This window comes from Ruegeria sp. AM9 (genome assembly GCF_056540565.1).
In genome coordinates this window covers 143,674-159,018 of the sequence record NZ_JBQFWY010000004.1, presented here as the reverse complement: position 1 = coordinate 159,018, position 15,345 = coordinate 143,674, and the positions used below count along the sequence as shown (strand labels likewise).

At 59.7% G+C, this 15,345-nt stretch carries 14 protein-coding genes; 8 read left to right on the top strand and 6 right to left on the bottom strand.

The genetic code is table 11. The annotated features are described in order from the left end of the window. Nucleotides 1–8: 8 nt before the first annotated feature. The 8 genes from ACR0DO_RS10105 (at nt 9) to pdeM (ending at nt 8,571) form a co-directional block, all read left to right on the top strand. The gene (locus ACR0DO_RS10105) at nt 9–977 is read left to right on the top strand and encodes a type II secretion system F family protein (protein WP_170445359.1); all 969 of its coding nucleotides are present in this window, start codon (nt 9–11) and stop codon (nt 975–977) included. A gap of 10 nt (nt 978–987) precedes the next feature. Further along, nucleotides 988–1,974, top strand: coding sequence for a type II secretion system F family protein (locus ACR0DO_RS10100; RefSeq protein WP_170445362.1), 987 nt, complete (start codon nt 988–990; stop codon nt 1,972–1,974). Nucleotides 1,975–1,978: 4 nt separating this feature from the next. Continuing rightward, a complete protein-coding gene (locus ACR0DO_RS10095; RefSeq protein ID WP_480558403.1) occupies nt 1,979–2,560 on the top strand; it encodes a tetratricopeptide repeat protein in 582 nt (193 codons plus the stop codon). A gap of 30 nt (nt 2,561–2,590) precedes the next feature. Beyond that, nucleotides 2,591–3,442 (top strand): tetratricopeptide repeat protein, encoded by an 852-nt coding sequence (locus tag ACR0DO_RS10090; protein ID WP_170672268.1) that lies wholly within the window; start codon nt 2,591–2,593, stop codon nt 3,440–3,442. A 3-nt stretch (nt 3,443–3,445) separates the two neighbouring features. After that, nucleotides 3,446–3,991 carry a prepilin peptidase gene (locus ACR0DO_RS10085; RefSeq protein ID WP_480558401.1) on the top strand — a complete coding sequence of 182 codons (546 nt, stop codon included), beginning with the start codon at nt 3,446–3,448 and terminating at the stop codon, nt 3,989–3,991. Between the two features lie 117 nt (nt 3,992–4,108). Further along, entirely contained in the window at nt 4,109–5,416 is a 1,308-nt protein-coding gene (locus ACR0DO_RS10080) for an ATPase (RefSeq protein ID WP_170445371.1), read from the top strand. A gap of 39 nt (nt 5,417–5,455) precedes the next feature. Next, on the top strand, nt 5,456–7,867 hold the full coding sequence (locus ACR0DO_RS10075) for a ligase-associated DNA damage response DEXH box helicase (protein ID WP_480558399.1): 2,412 nt from the start codon (nt 5,456–5,458) through the stop codon (nt 7,865–7,867). A 41-nt stretch (nt 7,868–7,908) separates the two neighbouring features. Then, the gene (pdeM, locus tag ACR0DO_RS10070; protein WP_480558397.1) at nt 7,909–8,571 is read left to right on the top strand and encodes a ligase-associated DNA damage response endonuclease PdeM; all 663 of its coding nucleotides are present in this window, start codon (nt 7,909–7,911) and stop codon (nt 8,569–8,571) included. Between the two features lie 6 nt (nt 8,572–8,577). Here pdeM and ACR0DO_RS10065 read toward each other — a convergent pair whose 3' ends face one another. The 6 genes from ACR0DO_RS10065 to ftsH form a co-directional block, all read right to left on the bottom strand. Then, the gene (locus tag ACR0DO_RS10065; RefSeq protein WP_480558395.1) at nt 8,578–9,324 is read right to left on the bottom strand and encodes a LytTR family DNA-binding domain-containing protein; all 747 of its coding nucleotides are present in this window, start codon (nt 9,322–9,324) and stop codon (nt 8,578–8,580) included. 205 nt (nt 9,325–9,529) lie between these two features. After that, entirely contained in the window at nt 9,530–10,420 is an 891-nt protein-coding gene (gene folD / locus ACR0DO_RS10060) for a bifunctional methylenetetrahydrofolate dehydrogenase/methenyltetrahydrofolate cyclohydrolase FolD (RefSeq protein WP_480558393.1), read from the bottom strand. Nucleotides 10,421–10,471: 51 nt separating this feature from the next. Continuing rightward, nucleotides 10,472–10,777 (bottom strand): chorismate mutase, encoded by a 306-nt coding sequence (locus ACR0DO_RS10055; protein WP_480558391.1) that lies wholly within the window; start codon nt 10,775–10,777, stop codon nt 10,472–10,474. 58 nt (nt 10,778–10,835) lie between these two features. Beyond that, entirely contained in the window at nt 10,836–12,512 is a 1,677-nt protein-coding gene (locus ACR0DO_RS10050; RefSeq protein ID WP_480558389.1) for a formate--tetrahydrofolate ligase, read from the bottom strand. A gap of 165 nt (nt 12,513–12,677) precedes the next feature. Next, a complete protein-coding gene (locus ACR0DO_RS10045) occupies nt 12,678–13,253 on the bottom strand; it encodes an MOSC domain-containing protein (RefSeq protein WP_480558388.1) in 576 nt (191 codons plus the stop codon). A 100-nt stretch (nt 13,254–13,353) separates the two neighbouring features. After that, on the bottom strand, nt 13,354–15,270 hold the full coding sequence (gene ftsH, locus ACR0DO_RS10040; RefSeq protein ID WP_170445398.1) for an ATP-dependent zinc metalloprotease FtsH: 1,917 nt from the start codon (nt 15,268–15,270) through the stop codon (nt 13,354–13,356). Nucleotides 15,271–15,345 lie beyond the last annotated feature (75 nt).

Below are 15,345 nucleotides of genomic sequence, written 5' to 3'. Positions count from 1 at the left end.
ATCTGGATATGCAACTGCCTGTTGAGGCGCTCATATATGTCGTGATCTTCATCGCGGTGTTCTTTCTGGTCGAAGGCATCTATCTGGTGGCCTTCGGGAAATCCATCAGCCTGAACAGCAAGGTCAACCGCCGTCTCGACATGCTCGACAAAGGTGTCGGGCGGGAACAGGTTCTGGAACAGCTGCGCAAGGAAATGCAGCAGCATATGAAGACGCAGAGCATCCCGCTCTATTCGCTGCTGGCCGACAAGGCGCAGAAAGCGGCAATCGCCTTCACTCCGCGACAACTGGTCATGGTCATGGTTCTGTTGTCCGGCTTTGCCTTTGTGGGCCTGAGCATCGGCACCGCGACGGATATGGTTCTTCGGGTCGCCCTGTCGGTCTTTATCGGCGTTGGCGGTGTTTACACCTGGGTCAACCGCAAGGCAAAAAAGCGCATGGCGCTGATGGAAGAGCAACTGCCGGATGCGGTTGAACTGATGGTTCGTTCGCTGCGCGTGGGTAACCCGTTCGTTTCATCCGTCCAGATCGTTGCGAACGAGGTGCAGGATCCGTTGGGTACGGAATTCGGCATCATCGCCGATGAATGCGCCTATGGCCGTGACGTCGGTGAGGCCCTGAAAGACATGGCAGAGCGTCTGGGTATGCAGGACCTCCGCTTTTTGTCGGTGGCCGTCGGTATTCAGCAACAGTCGGGTGGTAACTTGGCCGAAATCCTGGCCGGTCTGGCCAAGGTGATCCGTGCCCGTTTCCGCCTGTTCCGGCGCGTCAAGGCAATCACCGCCGAGGCGCAATGGTCCGGCAAGTTTCTGTCCGGGTTCCCGCTTTTCTGCCTGATGTTCATTCTGGTAACCGACCCCAATTACTATGACGACGTGATCGATCACCCCCTGTTCATCCCCCTCTGTTTCTTTGTCGGCATCATGCTGACGCTGAACCTGATCGTGATGCGCGTTCTTACCAACATTAAGGTCTGAGGGCATAGCAATGGAATTCCTGACCCAAATCAACGACCTGATCAAACAATACCTGGGCGAGTTCGGACCGCTGATCGTCATCGGCGTTCTGGGGCTGGCCATGATCCTGATCGCGGTTTCTCTGATGCTGAACCAGCCGGAGGACCCGCTGAAAAAGCTGCAGAAATCGACCGCTGCCCCCAAGGCGGACAAAAGGTCGAAAAAAGACAAGCTCCGCAACAGCAGCCGCAACGAGCAGCTGCAGAAATTCGCCACCTTCCTGGAACCCCAGAACGAGGAAGAACTGTCGGCGATGCAGCTCAAGTTGCGCCAGGCCGGGTATCACTCGAAGGATGCGGTGCGGTTCTTCCATTTTGCACAGTTTGCCCTGGGCATTGTCGGCATCCTTGTCGGCGTGATGCTGGTGACGGTGCTGGCAGGCGACCAGGAGTTCACCGGAAGCCAAATGACAATCCGCGTTCTGATTCCGTCAGCCGCAGGGTATTTCCTGCCGCGCTACTGGATCACCCGGCGCGTCGAGGAACGGAAAGAGGCGATCACCGCCGGGTTCCCGGATACGCTTGACCTTATGCTGGTCTGCGTCGAGGCCGGTCAGTCTCTGGACCAGGCCATCGTGCGCGTAGCCCGCGAGATGAGCGCCTCGTACCCTGATATCGCGCAGGAATTCGAAGTTGTCGCCCATGAAATGAAAGCAGGCAAGGACAAGGACACGGTGCTTCGTGATTTCGGAACCCGTTGCGGCGTTCAGGATGTCAGTTCATTTGTGACCGTGATGATCCAATCGGCAACATTTGGTACATCCATTGCCGAAGCCCTGCGGGTTTATGCCAGCGAAATGCGTGACAAACGCGTGATGCGGGCCGAAGAGGCCGCGAACAAGTTGCCAACCAAAATGACACTTGCCACAATGATGCTGACGGTACCGCCTTTGCTGGTCATTCTGGTCGGACCTTCGGCAAAAGGGATCGCAGATTTTGGAAAAGGTGCTGGCGGATAACCTCATGACAACCAGCTTCAGGCGTATTCGTTCAGGAATACGCCTGACAATTAGGGCCGCCGTGGTGATCGCCATGGTGGCCTCTTGTACGGATATGGGCACGACGGACGATCTGGATGCCCCCGGTATCGACCCGAAAGGCCAGGGTGCAGACGAAATCACTGTTGGAAACCGGCTGATGGCCGCCGGAGAATACGAACTGGCACTGGATTCCTTTACGCGCGCCGCGCTGGATCAGGGGATGACGGCGCAGATATTGACCTCGATGGGTACTGCCAATCTGGGGCTCAAACGCCTGGGACAGGCCGAAGACCTGTTGCGCCGCGCCGTAAAAACTGACCCCGAATGGTCCGTTGGGTGGAACAATCTGGGCGTTTTGCTGGTCGAGACGGGCGAATACCCCGAGGCCGCGCAGGTCTTCAAACGCGCCTATGCGCTGGACAATGGCGAAAGTGACGCAATCCGCGACAATCTGCGCTTAGCCCTCGCAAAAATGGAAAATCCTGCTAATAATACAGCCGAAGAACAAGAATATACGCTGGAGCGGCAAGGCGACGGGCAATACACGCTGCGCAAGCTCCCATAACACAGGCAAGAGCAGTAAGGGACGCAAAAAATGCGCCAACAATTCTTGATTGCGCCGATGATGATGTGCGGGCTGATCCTGTCCGCCTGCGAAAAAGAAACCGAGGAAGAAAAAGTCGAACGCACCTATCAGGAGGTCAACGTCATTGACGAAACCAACCTGAGCGAGGTGCTTCTGACCGCCGCTGACCCGAATGAAGCCGTCACCTACTTCCGGGGCGCAGCCGCCAAAAACCCGGACAGAATTGACCTGCAGCGTGGATTGGCGATTTCTTTGTCCCGCGCGAAACGAACGACCGAGGCCGCCGCCGCCTGGAAAAAAGTGACTACCATGAAGGGCGCTGCAAATGTCGACAAGGTCGAATATGCCGACGCCCTTGTGCGTGCCGGAAACTGGAGTCAGGCCAGAACCGTTCTGGATTCCGTGCCGCCCACTTATGAAACCTTCAAACGTTACCGCCTCGAGGCGGTGGTTGCGGACTCCAAAAAGGATTGGAAACGTGCGGATCATTTCTATGAAACCGCTGTCGGTCTGACCACACGGCCCGGCGGGGTGATGAACAACTGGGGCTATTCCAAGCTGACGCGTGGCCAATACGCCGAGGCCGAACGCCTGTTCAACGAAGCGATCCAGCAAGACAAGAGCCTGTTCACCGCCAAGAACAATCTGGTTCTGGCCCGGGCCGCGCAGGGCAACTACAGTTTGCCGGTTGTCCCGCTGACGCAGATCGAGCGCGCCATGTTGCTCAATACGATGGGAATTTCCGCAGTCAAACAAGGGGATGTGGCCACGGCCAAGAACCTTTTCCGCGAAGCCATCGCCACGCATCCGCAGCATTATGACGAGGCCGTCCGCTCGCTCAGGGCGCTTGAGGATGCCTGACAGATGAACATTCCCGCGAATGCGGCGCTGTTATTTCTGCCCTTCGTTCTGCCGATCTGCCTGTACGTGACGTTCACGGACTTGCGCGCCATGAAGATCAAGAACCAGGCGGTCTACGCGGTGTTTGCGGTGTTCGTTATCGGTGGTCTGTTCGTTCTGCCACCATGGTCGACTGCGTGGACAACCGCCACGGTGGGTCCATTGTCAATCTCGTTGCCCCCCTATGTCTGGCATCTGCTGCATGTCGTACCGGCTCTGGCCTTTGGCATCCTGTTCTACGTGATGCGCCAGATGGGGGCCGGTGACGCCAAGTTTCTGGCAGCAGCCTCGCCGTTTATCTGGCCCGGCGACTATCTTCTGGTGGTTCTTATTCTGACCACGATGAATGTGGCGGCTTTGACCACTCACCGGCTGGCGCGCAACACGGGGCTGCGGAATTTCGCACCGGATTGGAAAAGCTGGAGCAGGGCCAGACACATACCGATGGGTCTTTCGCTGGGCGGCAGCCTTGCCCTCTATCTGATTCTTGGCACTGTTTACGGCTCGTAAACTATCATTAAGCCGCCTTGTCCGTGCCTTGGTACTGACACAAAGCCGGGCCAGATTTTCCCCAAGCGGCCCTTTTTGGGGCCTTTGGCGCGAAAACTGGATAGACGGGCAACGCTCATGAATATGCAGACGACCTCGGTAATGGCCCCCCCTGCCCCCAAGGGTTTGGGCGAAATGAAACTGCCCATCGTCATGATGCGCGACATTTTGTTGAAGACAATCTTCCGCAAGAACGTGGACACCGTTTCCGAGATCGCCGGTGCGGTCTGTCTGCCGGGTTCCGTCACGCAGGAACTGATCGACATGGCCCGCGAGCAGAAGCTGATCGAGGCCACCGGTACCCTGAACGCCAACAGCGGTAACGAGATGGGCTATCAGTTGACCGATGCCGGCAAGGCCCGCGCCCTGGACGCGCTGAGCCAGTCTGAATACTTCGGCGCCATGCCCGTGCCGTTGGATGTGTATCGCGAGCAGGTCAAGCGCCAGTCGATCCGCAACATTCAGGTCACCCGCGATCAGCTGACGGGTGCGATGGGCCATCTGGTTCTGCCCGACAGCCTGCTGGACCATCTTGGCCCCGCGGTCAGCGCCGGCCGGTCGATCCTGATGTATGGCCCGCCGGGCAACGGTAAGTCCTCGATCTCGAACGGAATCAAGGATGCGCTGGGGGACAATGTCTATGTGCCCTTTGCCATCGAGTATGCCGGTCAGGTGATCACCGTCTATGACCCGATCGTGCACACCGCAGTCGAGCAGGAACCCGATGATCCCAACAGCCTGCGCCGCCGCAAAAGATTCGACACGCGCTATGTTCAGTGCGAACGCCCGACCGTTGTGACGGGTGGTGAACTGTCGTTGAGCATGCTGGATCTGGTCTACAACCCCACCGCGCGGACCTATCAGGCACCGTTGCAGCTGAAATCGACCGGCGGCATCTTCATCGTGGACGACCTTGGACGTCAGCAGGAACCGCCGCAGGCGCTGATCAACCGCTGGATTGTCCCTTTGGAAGAGAAAAAGGATATTCTCGGCCTGCAATCGGGCGAAAAGTTCGAGGTCCCCTTCGACACGCTGGTCATCTTCTCGACCAACTTCCACCCCAACGAGATATTCGACCAAGCGGCCCTGCGCCGGATCTTCTTCAAGATCAAGATCGACGGCCCAAATCAGGAGAACTTCCTGAAAATCTTTGCCATGGTGGCCCGCAAACGCGGAATGCCGCTGGATGAGGCCGCGCTGGTGCATCTGCTGAAGGTCAAATACCCGACCATCAACAATATCTACGCCAACTATCAGCCGATCTTCCTGATCGATCAGATGATCTCGATCTGCGAATTCGAGGGCATCCCCTATCAGATGAGCCCCGATCTGGTCGACCGCGCCTGGGCCAATATGTTCGTCAAGGAAGAAAAGATCATTCACTGACCCCTGCAATTCTGATCCAGGGCAGGTAATCATGCGACAATGACGCAGATTCCCGCCCGGATCACCGATTGGTTCACCGCCAAAGGCTGGTCGATCCACCCCCACCAACAGGACATGTTCGACCGGGCCTCGGACCCGGCCACGCTGCTGATCGCCCCGACCGGCGGCGGCAAGACCATGGCGGGGTTCTTGCCCACTCTGGCCGAGTTGGCCGAGGGGGATCATGCAGGGCTGCACACGATCTATGTCTCGCCGCTCAAGGCATTGGCCGCCGATATCCGCCGCAATTTGCGCGGCCCAGCGGATGAAATCGGACTGCCCATCCGGATCGAGGACCGCACCGGGGATACCTCGGCCACGCAGAAGAAACGCCAACGCGTGGACCCGCCGCATATCCTGCTGACCACACCGGAAAGCCTGGCCCTGCTGACCTCGTACGAGGACGCACCCCGGATGTTTGCAGGTGTGCAAAGGGTGATCGTCGATGAAATCCACGCCTTGGCGGAAAGCAAGCGAGGCGATCAACTGATGCTGGCTTTGGCCCGGTTGCAATCGCTCTGCCCTGAACTGCGCCGGGTCGGGCTGTCGGCCACGGTCGAAGACCCCGCAGCCATCGCGCGGTTTCTAGCCCGGCACCCTGATCCCTGCCAGATCGTGCAGGCCGACCCCGGCCCCGACCCCGACATCCGGATGCTGGAAACGCAGGAAATGCCCCCCTGGTCCGGCGGTGGGGCGGCTTATGCGATCCCGGCGGTGTTGGAGCAGATCAAGCAACACAAGACCACGCTGATCTTTCACAACACCCGCGCGCAGGCCGAGATTTTCTTTCACAACCTCTGGCTCGCCAACGAAGACGGCCTGCCCATCGGCATCCACCACGGCAGTCTGGATCGTCAGCAACGCGAAAGGGTCGAGGCCGCCATGGTCCGCGGCGACCTGCGCGCCATTGTCTGCACCGGTTCTCTGGATCTGGGTATCGACTGGGGGAACGTCGACCTGGTGATCCAGATCGGGGCGCCGAAGAACGTCAAACGTCTGGTGCAGCGGATCGGGCGGGCCAATCACCGCTATAACGCGCCCTCCAAGGCCTTGCTGGTGCCCGCCAACCGGTTCGAGGTGGTGGAATGCGTCGCCGCGCTCGAGGCGGCCAAGGCCCATGATCTGGACGGTGAGCCGCGCGGCGCAGGCCCTCGCGACGTCTTGTGTCAGCATATTCTGATCGCGGCGGCGGCCGGACCGTTCGACGCAGATACGCTGTTCACTGAAATGACCGCCGCCGGGCCTTATGCGGATCTGACGCGCGCAGAATTCGACGCTTGTCTGGAGTTCTGCGCCACCGGAGGCTATGCCCTGCGTGCCTATGACCGCTGGCAACGGCTGCAACAGCGCGCCGATGGCCGCTGGCAGCTGCGCGACCCGCGTGCAGCGCAGCGCATCCGCATGAATCTGGGCACCATTCAGGACACCGACACGCTAAAAGTGCGGCTGAAGCGCAATCGCGGGGGCAAACCTCTGGGTGAGGTCGAAGAGGGCTTTGCCGCCTCGCTGACCCAAGGGGACACGTTCCTGATTGGCGGGCAGATCGTTCGCTATGAAGGCCTGCGCGAGATGGTGGTCGAGGTCAGCCGCCGCGCGGATCGCAAGCCTAAGGTTGCCGTTTTCTCGGGTACGAAATTTGCCACCTCAACGCAGCTGAGCGATCGCATCCTGCGGATGTTCGCGCAACCCCACTGGCCGCAACTGCCCGGGCACACGTCCGACTGGCTGGCCCTGCAACGCGACATGTCCCGCCTGCCCCAACGTGACCGTCTGCTGATCGAGAGCTTTCCCAATGACGGGCGCGAGAACCTGTGTGTCTACGGTTTCGCCGGGCGCAACGCGCAACAGACGCTGGGCCTGTTGCTTACCAAACGGATGGAGGAAACCGGGTTGGCACCGCTGGGTTTCGTGGCCACCGACTATGCGACGCTGATCTGGGGGCTGGATGCGGTAACCGACCCACGCCCCCTGTTTCAATTGCAGACCCTGCGCGACGGGCTTGAGACCTGGCTGGCCGGAAACGCAGTGATGAAACGGACATTTCGCGCCTCGGCCACCATTGCCGGTCTGATCGAACGCAACACCGGCGGGCAACGTAAAAGCGGGCGTCAGGCGACGTTTTCCTCGGATATCCTCTATGACACCTTGCTGAAATACGACCCCGACCACCTGCTGATGCAGATCACCCGCCAAGAGGCCATGCGCGGACTGGTGGATTTCGGGCGGATCGAGGCGATGGTTGAACGCATCGGTGACCGGATTGACCTGCTGCGGCTGGATCGCGTCTCACCTCTCGCGGCGCCGCTGTTCCTTGAGGTCGGCAAGGTGCCGGTCAAAGGCGCGGCCGAGGAACGCCTGCTGGCCGAAGAAAGCGCCCGTCTGATGCAAGCCGCAGGACTGAAACCCGGCTGATATCGCTTGCGCACCGGACGGAAACGCGCAAAGAACGTATCATGAACAGCATCGCGTTTTCTTTCGCCGGGCAAGGCCTCTGCGCGCTGGGGTCCGGGGCATTGTGGTGGCCCGAGCAGAACCTGCTTTGTGTCTCTGACCTGCATCTGGGCAAGTCTGAGCGTATCGCCCGGCGCGGCGGCCCGACCCTGCCGCCTTATGACAGCCAGGAAACGCTGACGCGTCTGGCCGCCGATATCACGCACACCAATCCGGGAACCGTCATCTGTTTGGGTGACAGCTTCGACGATCTGGATGCGTCCATGGCGATGGGTTCGGATGAGAAACGGGATATCACCGCCCTGCAGGCCGGGCGGCGCTGGATCTGGATCGAGGGCAATCACGACCCCGGCCCGATTGATCTGGGCGGGGCGCACTTGTCTGAAAGCAAAATCGGCCCGCTGACCTTTCGACATATCGCTCAGGCAGAGGCCCAAGCCGAAGTGTCCGGCCATTACCACCCCAAAGCCCGGCTGCGCGCACGCGGGCGCGCGATCATCCGCCCCGCCTTTCTGGTCGATCAGACACGGCTGATTCTACCCGCCTACGGTACCTATACCGGCGGGTTGCGCAGTTCGGATAACGTGTTGAATGCATTGATGGACGACCGGGCCATGGCAATCCTGACCGGCCCCCAGCCGCGGATCATTCCCATGCCAAGATGAGCTGGCTCAGATAACGCCATCCTGCTCTAGCATCGGTTTGTATTTTCGGCTGACGGGAACCAAGTCATTGTTCTTCAGCCGCATAAAGGTCTTGCCCCCCTGCCGCTCGACCCCGGCAATGGCAGCATCCGCTACCCAGTGCGAGCGATGCGTGCAATGACCCGGCACCGGCTCCATCTCGGCAATCGCATCAACCAGGCGGGACCGGATGGTGAATGTCCCCTCGGACGTGACCACATCCACGGCGTGGTCCCGGACAGTCAGTCGATAAATCTGGCCCTGAAAGGTTTCCGGCAGACGCTTTGCCAGCCGCGGCTGCACGGGATCGGCCTGCTCCGGTGGCACCTCTATCCGCCTGCGTCCCCTCACCAGCATCAGCCCGGTGACGAACAGCGCCCCGTACGGGGCCACTGACAGGAACCCGGGGGCTTGGTGTCCATTGATGGTGATTAACAGGTAGGACAGCAGCCAAAGCGCCGGAACGAAAAGCGCCAGATTTACCAGAACCAACGCGGTATCGCGCCAGGAAAAGTGAATTCCCGACAAACAGGTCCGCGTCACTTGTCTGGCGGTCCATGTCACACACAGCGCCAGCACCACGACCCCAACCCAAAACACCAGGCGTTGAAAATAGGTCAGGTCAATGGCTGAGAACGGTTGAAAAGCAGAGGCCAGCAACGGCGGAAAGGCAAGCGCGGCAATAATTCTGCGCAGCGAGACCTCGGCCAGAATTGGGCTCAGTATTATGTTCATACCTACTCAACAATAAGCCTACGGGTCCAGCACAAACCCCGGAGACTCGCAATACCACAACGTAACTGGCTGGATTCACTTGTTTATCACTGAACCCGTTACATTCAAACCCCGAGATTTAAAACTTAGCGCGAGCATGTTGAAACAATCGGGCCGAAGAGCGTTTCCACCCCTCGGCCCAAAATCAATTGCAGTGCGCCAAGGATCAGGCCGTCAGGCCCTCGGGCTCTGGCAGGCCGTTTGCGCGGCAGCAGGCGGTCAGGGTGTTGGCCAGCAGGCAGGCGATGGTCATCGGACCAACGCCACCCGGAACCGGGGTGATCGCGCCTGCACGCTCGGCAGCGCTGGCGTAGTCAACGTCACCGACCAGTTTGTTCTTACCGTCACGCTCGATGCGGTTGATGCCCACGTCGATCACGGTGGCGCCTTCCTTGATCCAGTCACCCGGAACCATCTCGGGGCGGCCAACGGCGGCGACAACGATGTCGGCGCGGCGGACGACATCCGGCAGGTCCTTGGTGCGCGAATGCGCGATGGTCACGGTGCAGCTGTCGCCCAGCAGCAGTTGCGCCATCGGTTTGCCCACGATGTTCGAACGGCCAATGACAACAGCGTCCATGCCCGACAGCGAGCCGTGGTGGTCGCGCAGCATCATCAGGCAGCCCAGCGGGGTGCAGGGCACCATCGACTTCTGACCGGTACCCAGCAGGCCCACGTTCGAGATGTGGAAGCCATCAACGTCCTTGGCAGGATCGATCGAGTTGATCACCAGATCTTCGTTCAGGTGCTTGGGCAGCGGCAGCTGCACCAGGATGCCATGCACGGCGGGATCGTTGTTCAGCTTGTCGATCAGGGCCAGCAGGTCTTCTTCAGACGTATCTGCATCCAGTTTGTGCTCGTACGAGTTCATGCCGACTTCGACAGTCATCTTACCCTTCGAACGGACATAGACCTGGCTGGCCGGGTCTTCACCCACCAGAACCACGGCCAGACCGGGCGTGATGCCGTTTTCCTCTTTCAGCTTTGCAACCTGATTGGCCACTTGCGCGCGCACCTTCGCCGCAAAGGCCTTACCGTCGATAACCTGGGCTACCATCCTGTGATCCCTTCCTTCCAAAAACAAATCGGGCGCTGGGCGCCCGGGTGTTCAATCAGGGCCGAGCACACGTTCTTCACGTGCAATCGACCAGTCAATCAGAATGCGCCAAAGCTGCTCGGCAAGATCGGGGTCCATCCCCAGTTCACCGGAACTTGCGCGCACGCGCTGCACCACGTCTTCGACGCGCTCCGGGATGCGGGCCGGCAGGCCCTCGCCGGGTTTCAGCTGCGAGGCGCGGTCAATGTAACCTGCGCGCGTCACCAACATCTCGATCAGTTGGCGATCCAGCTTGTCGATCTGAGCCCGCAATTCCTGCATCGATTGGCAGTCTTGCGGTGGTGTCAGAGTGGGCATAGCGATCTCCTCATGGCCCGGGGATATCCCCGGACCACGAGATGTCCTATTCGGAGGCTTAGAACAAGCCCTCGATCTGGCCTTCTTCGTTGAGGCGGATTGTCTCAGCCGCCGGTTTGCGGGGCAGGCCGGGCATGGTCATGATCTCACCGCAGACAACCACGATGAAGCCGGCACCTGCGGACAGGCGAACTTCACGTACAGGAACCGAGTGGCCAGTGGGCGCACCGCGCAGCGACGGATCGGTCGAGAACGAGTACTGGGTTTTCGCCATGCAGACCGGCAGGTTGCCGTAGCCCGCTTCTTCCCACTCGCGCAGTTGGTTGCGGATTTTGTTATCTGCCAGGACCTCGTCGGCGCGGTAGATGCGCTTGGCGATGGTTTCGATTTTCTCGAACAGCGGCATTTCGTCGGGGTAGATCGGCGCGAAGTTCGCGGTGCCACCTTCGACGATTTCGACAACCTTCTCGGCCAGCGGCGCAGAGCCGTCCGAACCCAGTTCCCAGTGACGCGACAGAACCGCCTCGACACCGTGATCGGCGCAGTAGCTCTTGACCGCTTCAACTTCGTCATCGGTGTCGGTGACAAAGTGGTTGATAGCGACAACAACCGGAACACCGAAGGACTTCACGTTCTCGATGTGGCGGCCCAGGTTGGCGCAACCGTTGACCACGGCGTCGACGTTCTCGGCACCCAGATCGGCCTTGGCAACGCCGCCGTTCATTTTCATCGCGCGCACGGTGGCAACCAGAACAACTGCCGACGGTGCGATGCCAGCTTTGCGGCACTTGATGTTCATGAACTTCTCGGCGCCCAGGTCGGCACCGAAACCGGCTTCGGTCACGACATAGTCAGCGACTTTCAGAGCGGTCTTGGTCGCGATGACCGAGTTACAGCCGTGCGCGATGTTCGCGAAGGGGCCGCCGTGGACGAAGGCCGGGTTGTTTTCCAGCGTCTGCACCAGGTTCGGCTGCATGGCGTCTTTCAGCAGGACGGTCATTGCGCCTTCGGCCTTGATGTCGCGGCAGTAGACCGGGGTCTTGTCGCGGCGGTAGGCCACGATGATGTCGCCCAGACGCTTTTCCAGGTCTTTCAGGTCGTTTGCCAAGCACAGGATCGCCATGACTTCGGACGCAACGGTGATGTCAAAGCCGGCTTCGCGCGGGAAGCCGTTCGATACGCCACCCAAGCTGGCGGTGATCTGACGCAGGGCGCGGTCGTTCATGTCGACCACACGACGCCATGCAACGCGGCGCACGTCGATCTCAGCTTCGTTGCCCCAGTAGATGTGGTTGTCGATCATCGCCGACAGCAGCGAGTGGGCCGAGGTGATGGCGTGGAAGTCGCCGGTGAAGTGCAGGTTCATTTCCTCCATCGGAACAACCTGCGCGTAGCCGCCACCTGCAGCGCCACCCTTCATGCCGAAGTTCGGGCCAAGCGAGGCTTCGCGGATACAGATCATCGCGTTCTTGCCGATGCGGTTCAGGCCGTCACCCAGACCAACGGTGGTGGTGGTTTTACCTTCACCCGCCGGGGTCGGGTTGATCGCGGTGACCAGGATCAGCTTGCCGTCTTCACGGTCCTGAACCGAGTTGATGAAGTCTTGGCTGACTTTGGCCTTGTCGTGGCCATAGGGCAGCAGATCGGCGGAATCGATGCCGATCTTGGCACCGATTTCCTGAATCGGCTTCTTGTTCGCTTCGCGGGCGATTTCGATGTCGGATTTATAGCTCATTGGGCAGGGTCCCTGATTGAATGCCGTGCAAAACCGGCGCAGAGCGTCGGCGCTGCGCAACCCATACCGTCGTGTACCAAACAGATGGCTGTGGATTCCGACATAATTATGCCGCGAAACGGCGTTGCGTCATTTCAGCGGTTTCAGATCGGAAACGAGTGCCCCTTATGGTGCCCACGTCCTTTGATCTGGCACAAACAGGGTCATCTGGTCGCCCAGCTTCAATTCACCCGGCCTTTCAACCCAGGCGGTGACCCCGCGCCGCCCCTGTGCAGCCGGTTTGAATGCAGCCCCATGTCCGGGCAGATCCGCCTCGATCTCACGGCCGGGGATCACGCAGGGACGGTTTTCCATATCAACCGTGATGGTGACACCACCCGTGACCTGTAGCCGTGAAGAGGGTGGGATGTGGGTAAAGTCCGGGATCCCCCGCAACACGATGCTGGCGCCCAGAAAGGACGGGTCCAGCTGGTCCAGCGCCATCTCTTGTGCGGTCGCCTCAATCTCTTCGGCTGACAGTACCGACAATTGCCGGACATTGCGGATTTCCGTGCCCTGCGGATAGAGATTTCTCATCCGCACGCATGAGGCCCGGTTCTCGCCTTCATGCCGTGCACCGCGATCCCCGGCAAAGCCAAGGTCCATCGCATTAACCGCATGGGCGCGGATCGAACCGCCCGCGGGAACATGGCCCAGCCAGACCACTTCGCCCTTGTACTCGGTCTCACGCATCACCGGCATGTTCGCCCCTCACTTTCGCGTTTTGTCGCCTCGCACTAGAAAGCAGCCAATCCGGATTGGAAAGAAAAAAGACCCGGGACAATGCCCGGGTCTGATGTCGTTATGCCGAAGGTTCCGGCTCCATCCCGCCATCGGGCGGAGACTTCTTGACCTTGGTCTTCGGAATCGCGGTCACGCTGGGCGCGCTGCCTTCATCCGGCTTGTCGCCCTCGTCATCACCCTCGCTGGGCGATTCCCCGTTCATGACGCGCTTGATCTCATCTCCGGTCAGGGTCTCGTATTCCAGCAGACCTTGCGCCAGACGTTCCCATTCTTCGTTCTTTTCGGTCAGAATTTCGTGGGCGCGTTCGTAGCCCTGCTGGATCAGGCGCTTCACTTCTTCTTCGATCAGCTCTTTGGTATGAGCCGAGACTGAGAACCCGGCAGTGTTGCCCTGATAGCCTTCGTGGGCTTCGGCGTAGTCGATATTGCCGACCTTGTCCGACATGCCCCAGCGCATCACCATGGCGCGCGCCAGTTGGCTGGCCTGCATGATGTCACCGGCTGGGCCGTTCGAAACGTGATCTTCACCGTATTTGATCACCTCAGCAGCCTTACCCGCCATGGTCATGGCCAGCTTCTGCTCACACTCATCGCGGTGATAGTTCAGGCGGTCCATCTCGGGCAGCGAAACCACCATACCCAGCGCACCACCGCGCGGAATGATTGTCGCCTTGTAGACCGGATCGCACAGCGGCAGTTCCAGACCAACAACGGCGTGACCAGCCTCGTGATATGCGGTCTTTTCCTTCTGGTCCTGGGTCAGCACCATCGAACGACGCTCGGCCCCCATCATCACCTTGTCCTTGGCGTTCTCAAAATCTTCCATGGTGACAAAGCGACGACCCACACGGGCAGCCATCAGCGCGGCCTCGTTCACGAGGTTTGCCAGATCGGCGCCCGAGAAGCCTGGCGTACCACGCGCGATGATGCGCAGATCGACATCGGGACCCAGAGGTGTCTTGCGCGCGTGAACGCCCAGAATCTTTTCACGGCCCTTGATGTCGGGGTTGCCGACGGTGACCTGACGGTCAAACCGGCCCGGACGCAGCAGCGCCGGGTCCAGAACATCTTTCCGGTTGGTTGCGGCCAGAATGATCACACCTTCATTGGCCTCGAACCCGTCCATCTCGACCAGCAACTGGTTGAGGGTCTGTTCGCGTTCGTCGTTGCCGCCGCCATAACCGGCGCCACGATGGCGGCCCACGGCGTCAATCTCGTCGATGAAAACGATACAGGGCGCGTTCTTTTTGGCCTGCTCGAACATGTCGCGCACACGCGATGCACCGACACCCACGAACATCTCAACAAAATCGGAACCCGAAATGGTGAAGAACGGCACGCCTGCCTCACCCGCGATTGCACGAGCCAGCAGCGTCTTACCAGTACCCGGAGGGCCAACCAGCAGCGCACCTTTGGGGATTTTGCCACCAAGGCGCGAGAATTTCTGCGGATTGCGCAGGAATTCCACGATCTCTTCAAGTTCTTCCTTCGCTTCGTCGATACCCGCAACGTCATCAAAGGTCACGCGCCCATGTTTTTCGGTCAGCATCTTGGCCTTGGACTTGCCAAAGCCCATCGCACCGCCTTTGCCGCCACCCTGCATCCGGTTCATGAAGTAAATCCATACACCGATCAGCAGCAGGAAGGGCAGCAACGTAATCAGGAAGGACTGAAAGCCCGATTGCTGCTGTTTCACCGCCTGAACAGGAATGTCTTCCTTGATCAGCAGCTGGGTGACCTCGGCATCGCCGGGCTTGATGGTGACATAGGTCGCGCCGCTTTGGGTGGTATAGCGAATCTGCTCACCATCCAGCGTCACATTCTTGACTTCGCCGCCTTCAACAGCGGTGACAAAGTCGGAATAGGTTTTTTCATTGCTCTGAAGTGTTCCGCCCTGACCACTGAAGAAGTTGAACAGTGCAAGGATCAGCAGAAACAGAACGACCCAGAAGGCGATGTTACGAGCGTTGCCCAAGGAAAATCTCCCAAAAGATTTCGGCAGATGGGGACCTGCCGGGTTGCTCTATAAAATAGAGATGATTCAAGCATG

Coding starts and splice junctions, on each gene's coding strand:
- ACR0DO_RS10105 (WP_170445359.1), top strand. CDS start 9: ATGCAACTGCCTGTTGAGGCGCTCATATATGTCGTGATCTTCATCGCG.
- ACR0DO_RS10100 (WP_170445362.1), top strand. CDS start 988: ATGGAATTCCTGACCCAAATCAACGACCTGATCAAACAATACCTGGGC.
- ACR0DO_RS10095 (WP_480558403.1), top strand. CDS start 1,979: ATGACAACCAGCTTCAGGCGTATTCGTTCAGGAATACGCCTGACAATT.
- ACR0DO_RS10090 (WP_170672268.1), top strand. CDS start 2,591: ATGCGCCAACAATTCTTGATTGCGCCGATGATGATGTGCGGGCTGATC.
- ACR0DO_RS10085 (WP_480558401.1), top strand. CDS start 3,446: ATGAACATTCCCGCGAATGCGGCGCTGTTATTTCTGCCCTTCGTTCTG.
- ACR0DO_RS10080 (WP_170445371.1), top strand. CDS start 4,109: ATGAATATGCAGACGACCTCGGTAATGGCCCCCCCTGCCCCCAAGGGT.
- ACR0DO_RS10075 (WP_480558399.1), top strand. CDS start 5,456: ATGACGCAGATTCCCGCCCGGATCACCGATTGGTTCACCGCCAAAGGC.
- pdeM (WP_480558397.1), top strand. CDS start 7,909: ATGAACAGCATCGCGTTTTCTTTCGCCGGGCAAGGCCTCTGCGCGCTG.
- ACR0DO_RS10065 (WP_480558395.1), bottom strand. CDS start 9,324: ATGAACATAATACTGAGCCCAATTCTGGCCGAGGTCTCGCTGCGCAGA.
- folD (WP_480558393.1), bottom strand. CDS start 10,420: ATGGTAGCCCAGGTTATCGACGGTAAGGCCTTTGCGGCGAAGGTGCGC.
- ACR0DO_RS10055 (WP_480558391.1), bottom strand. CDS start 10,777: ATGCCCACTCTGACACCACCGCAAGACTGCCAATCGATGCAGGAATTG.
- ACR0DO_RS10050 (WP_480558389.1), bottom strand. CDS start 12,512: ATGAGCTATAAATCCGACATCGAAATCGCCCGCGAAGCGAACAAGAAG.
- ACR0DO_RS10045 (WP_480558388.1), bottom strand. CDS start 13,253: ATGCCGGTGATGCGTGAGACCGAGTACAAGGGCGAAGTGGTCTGGCTG.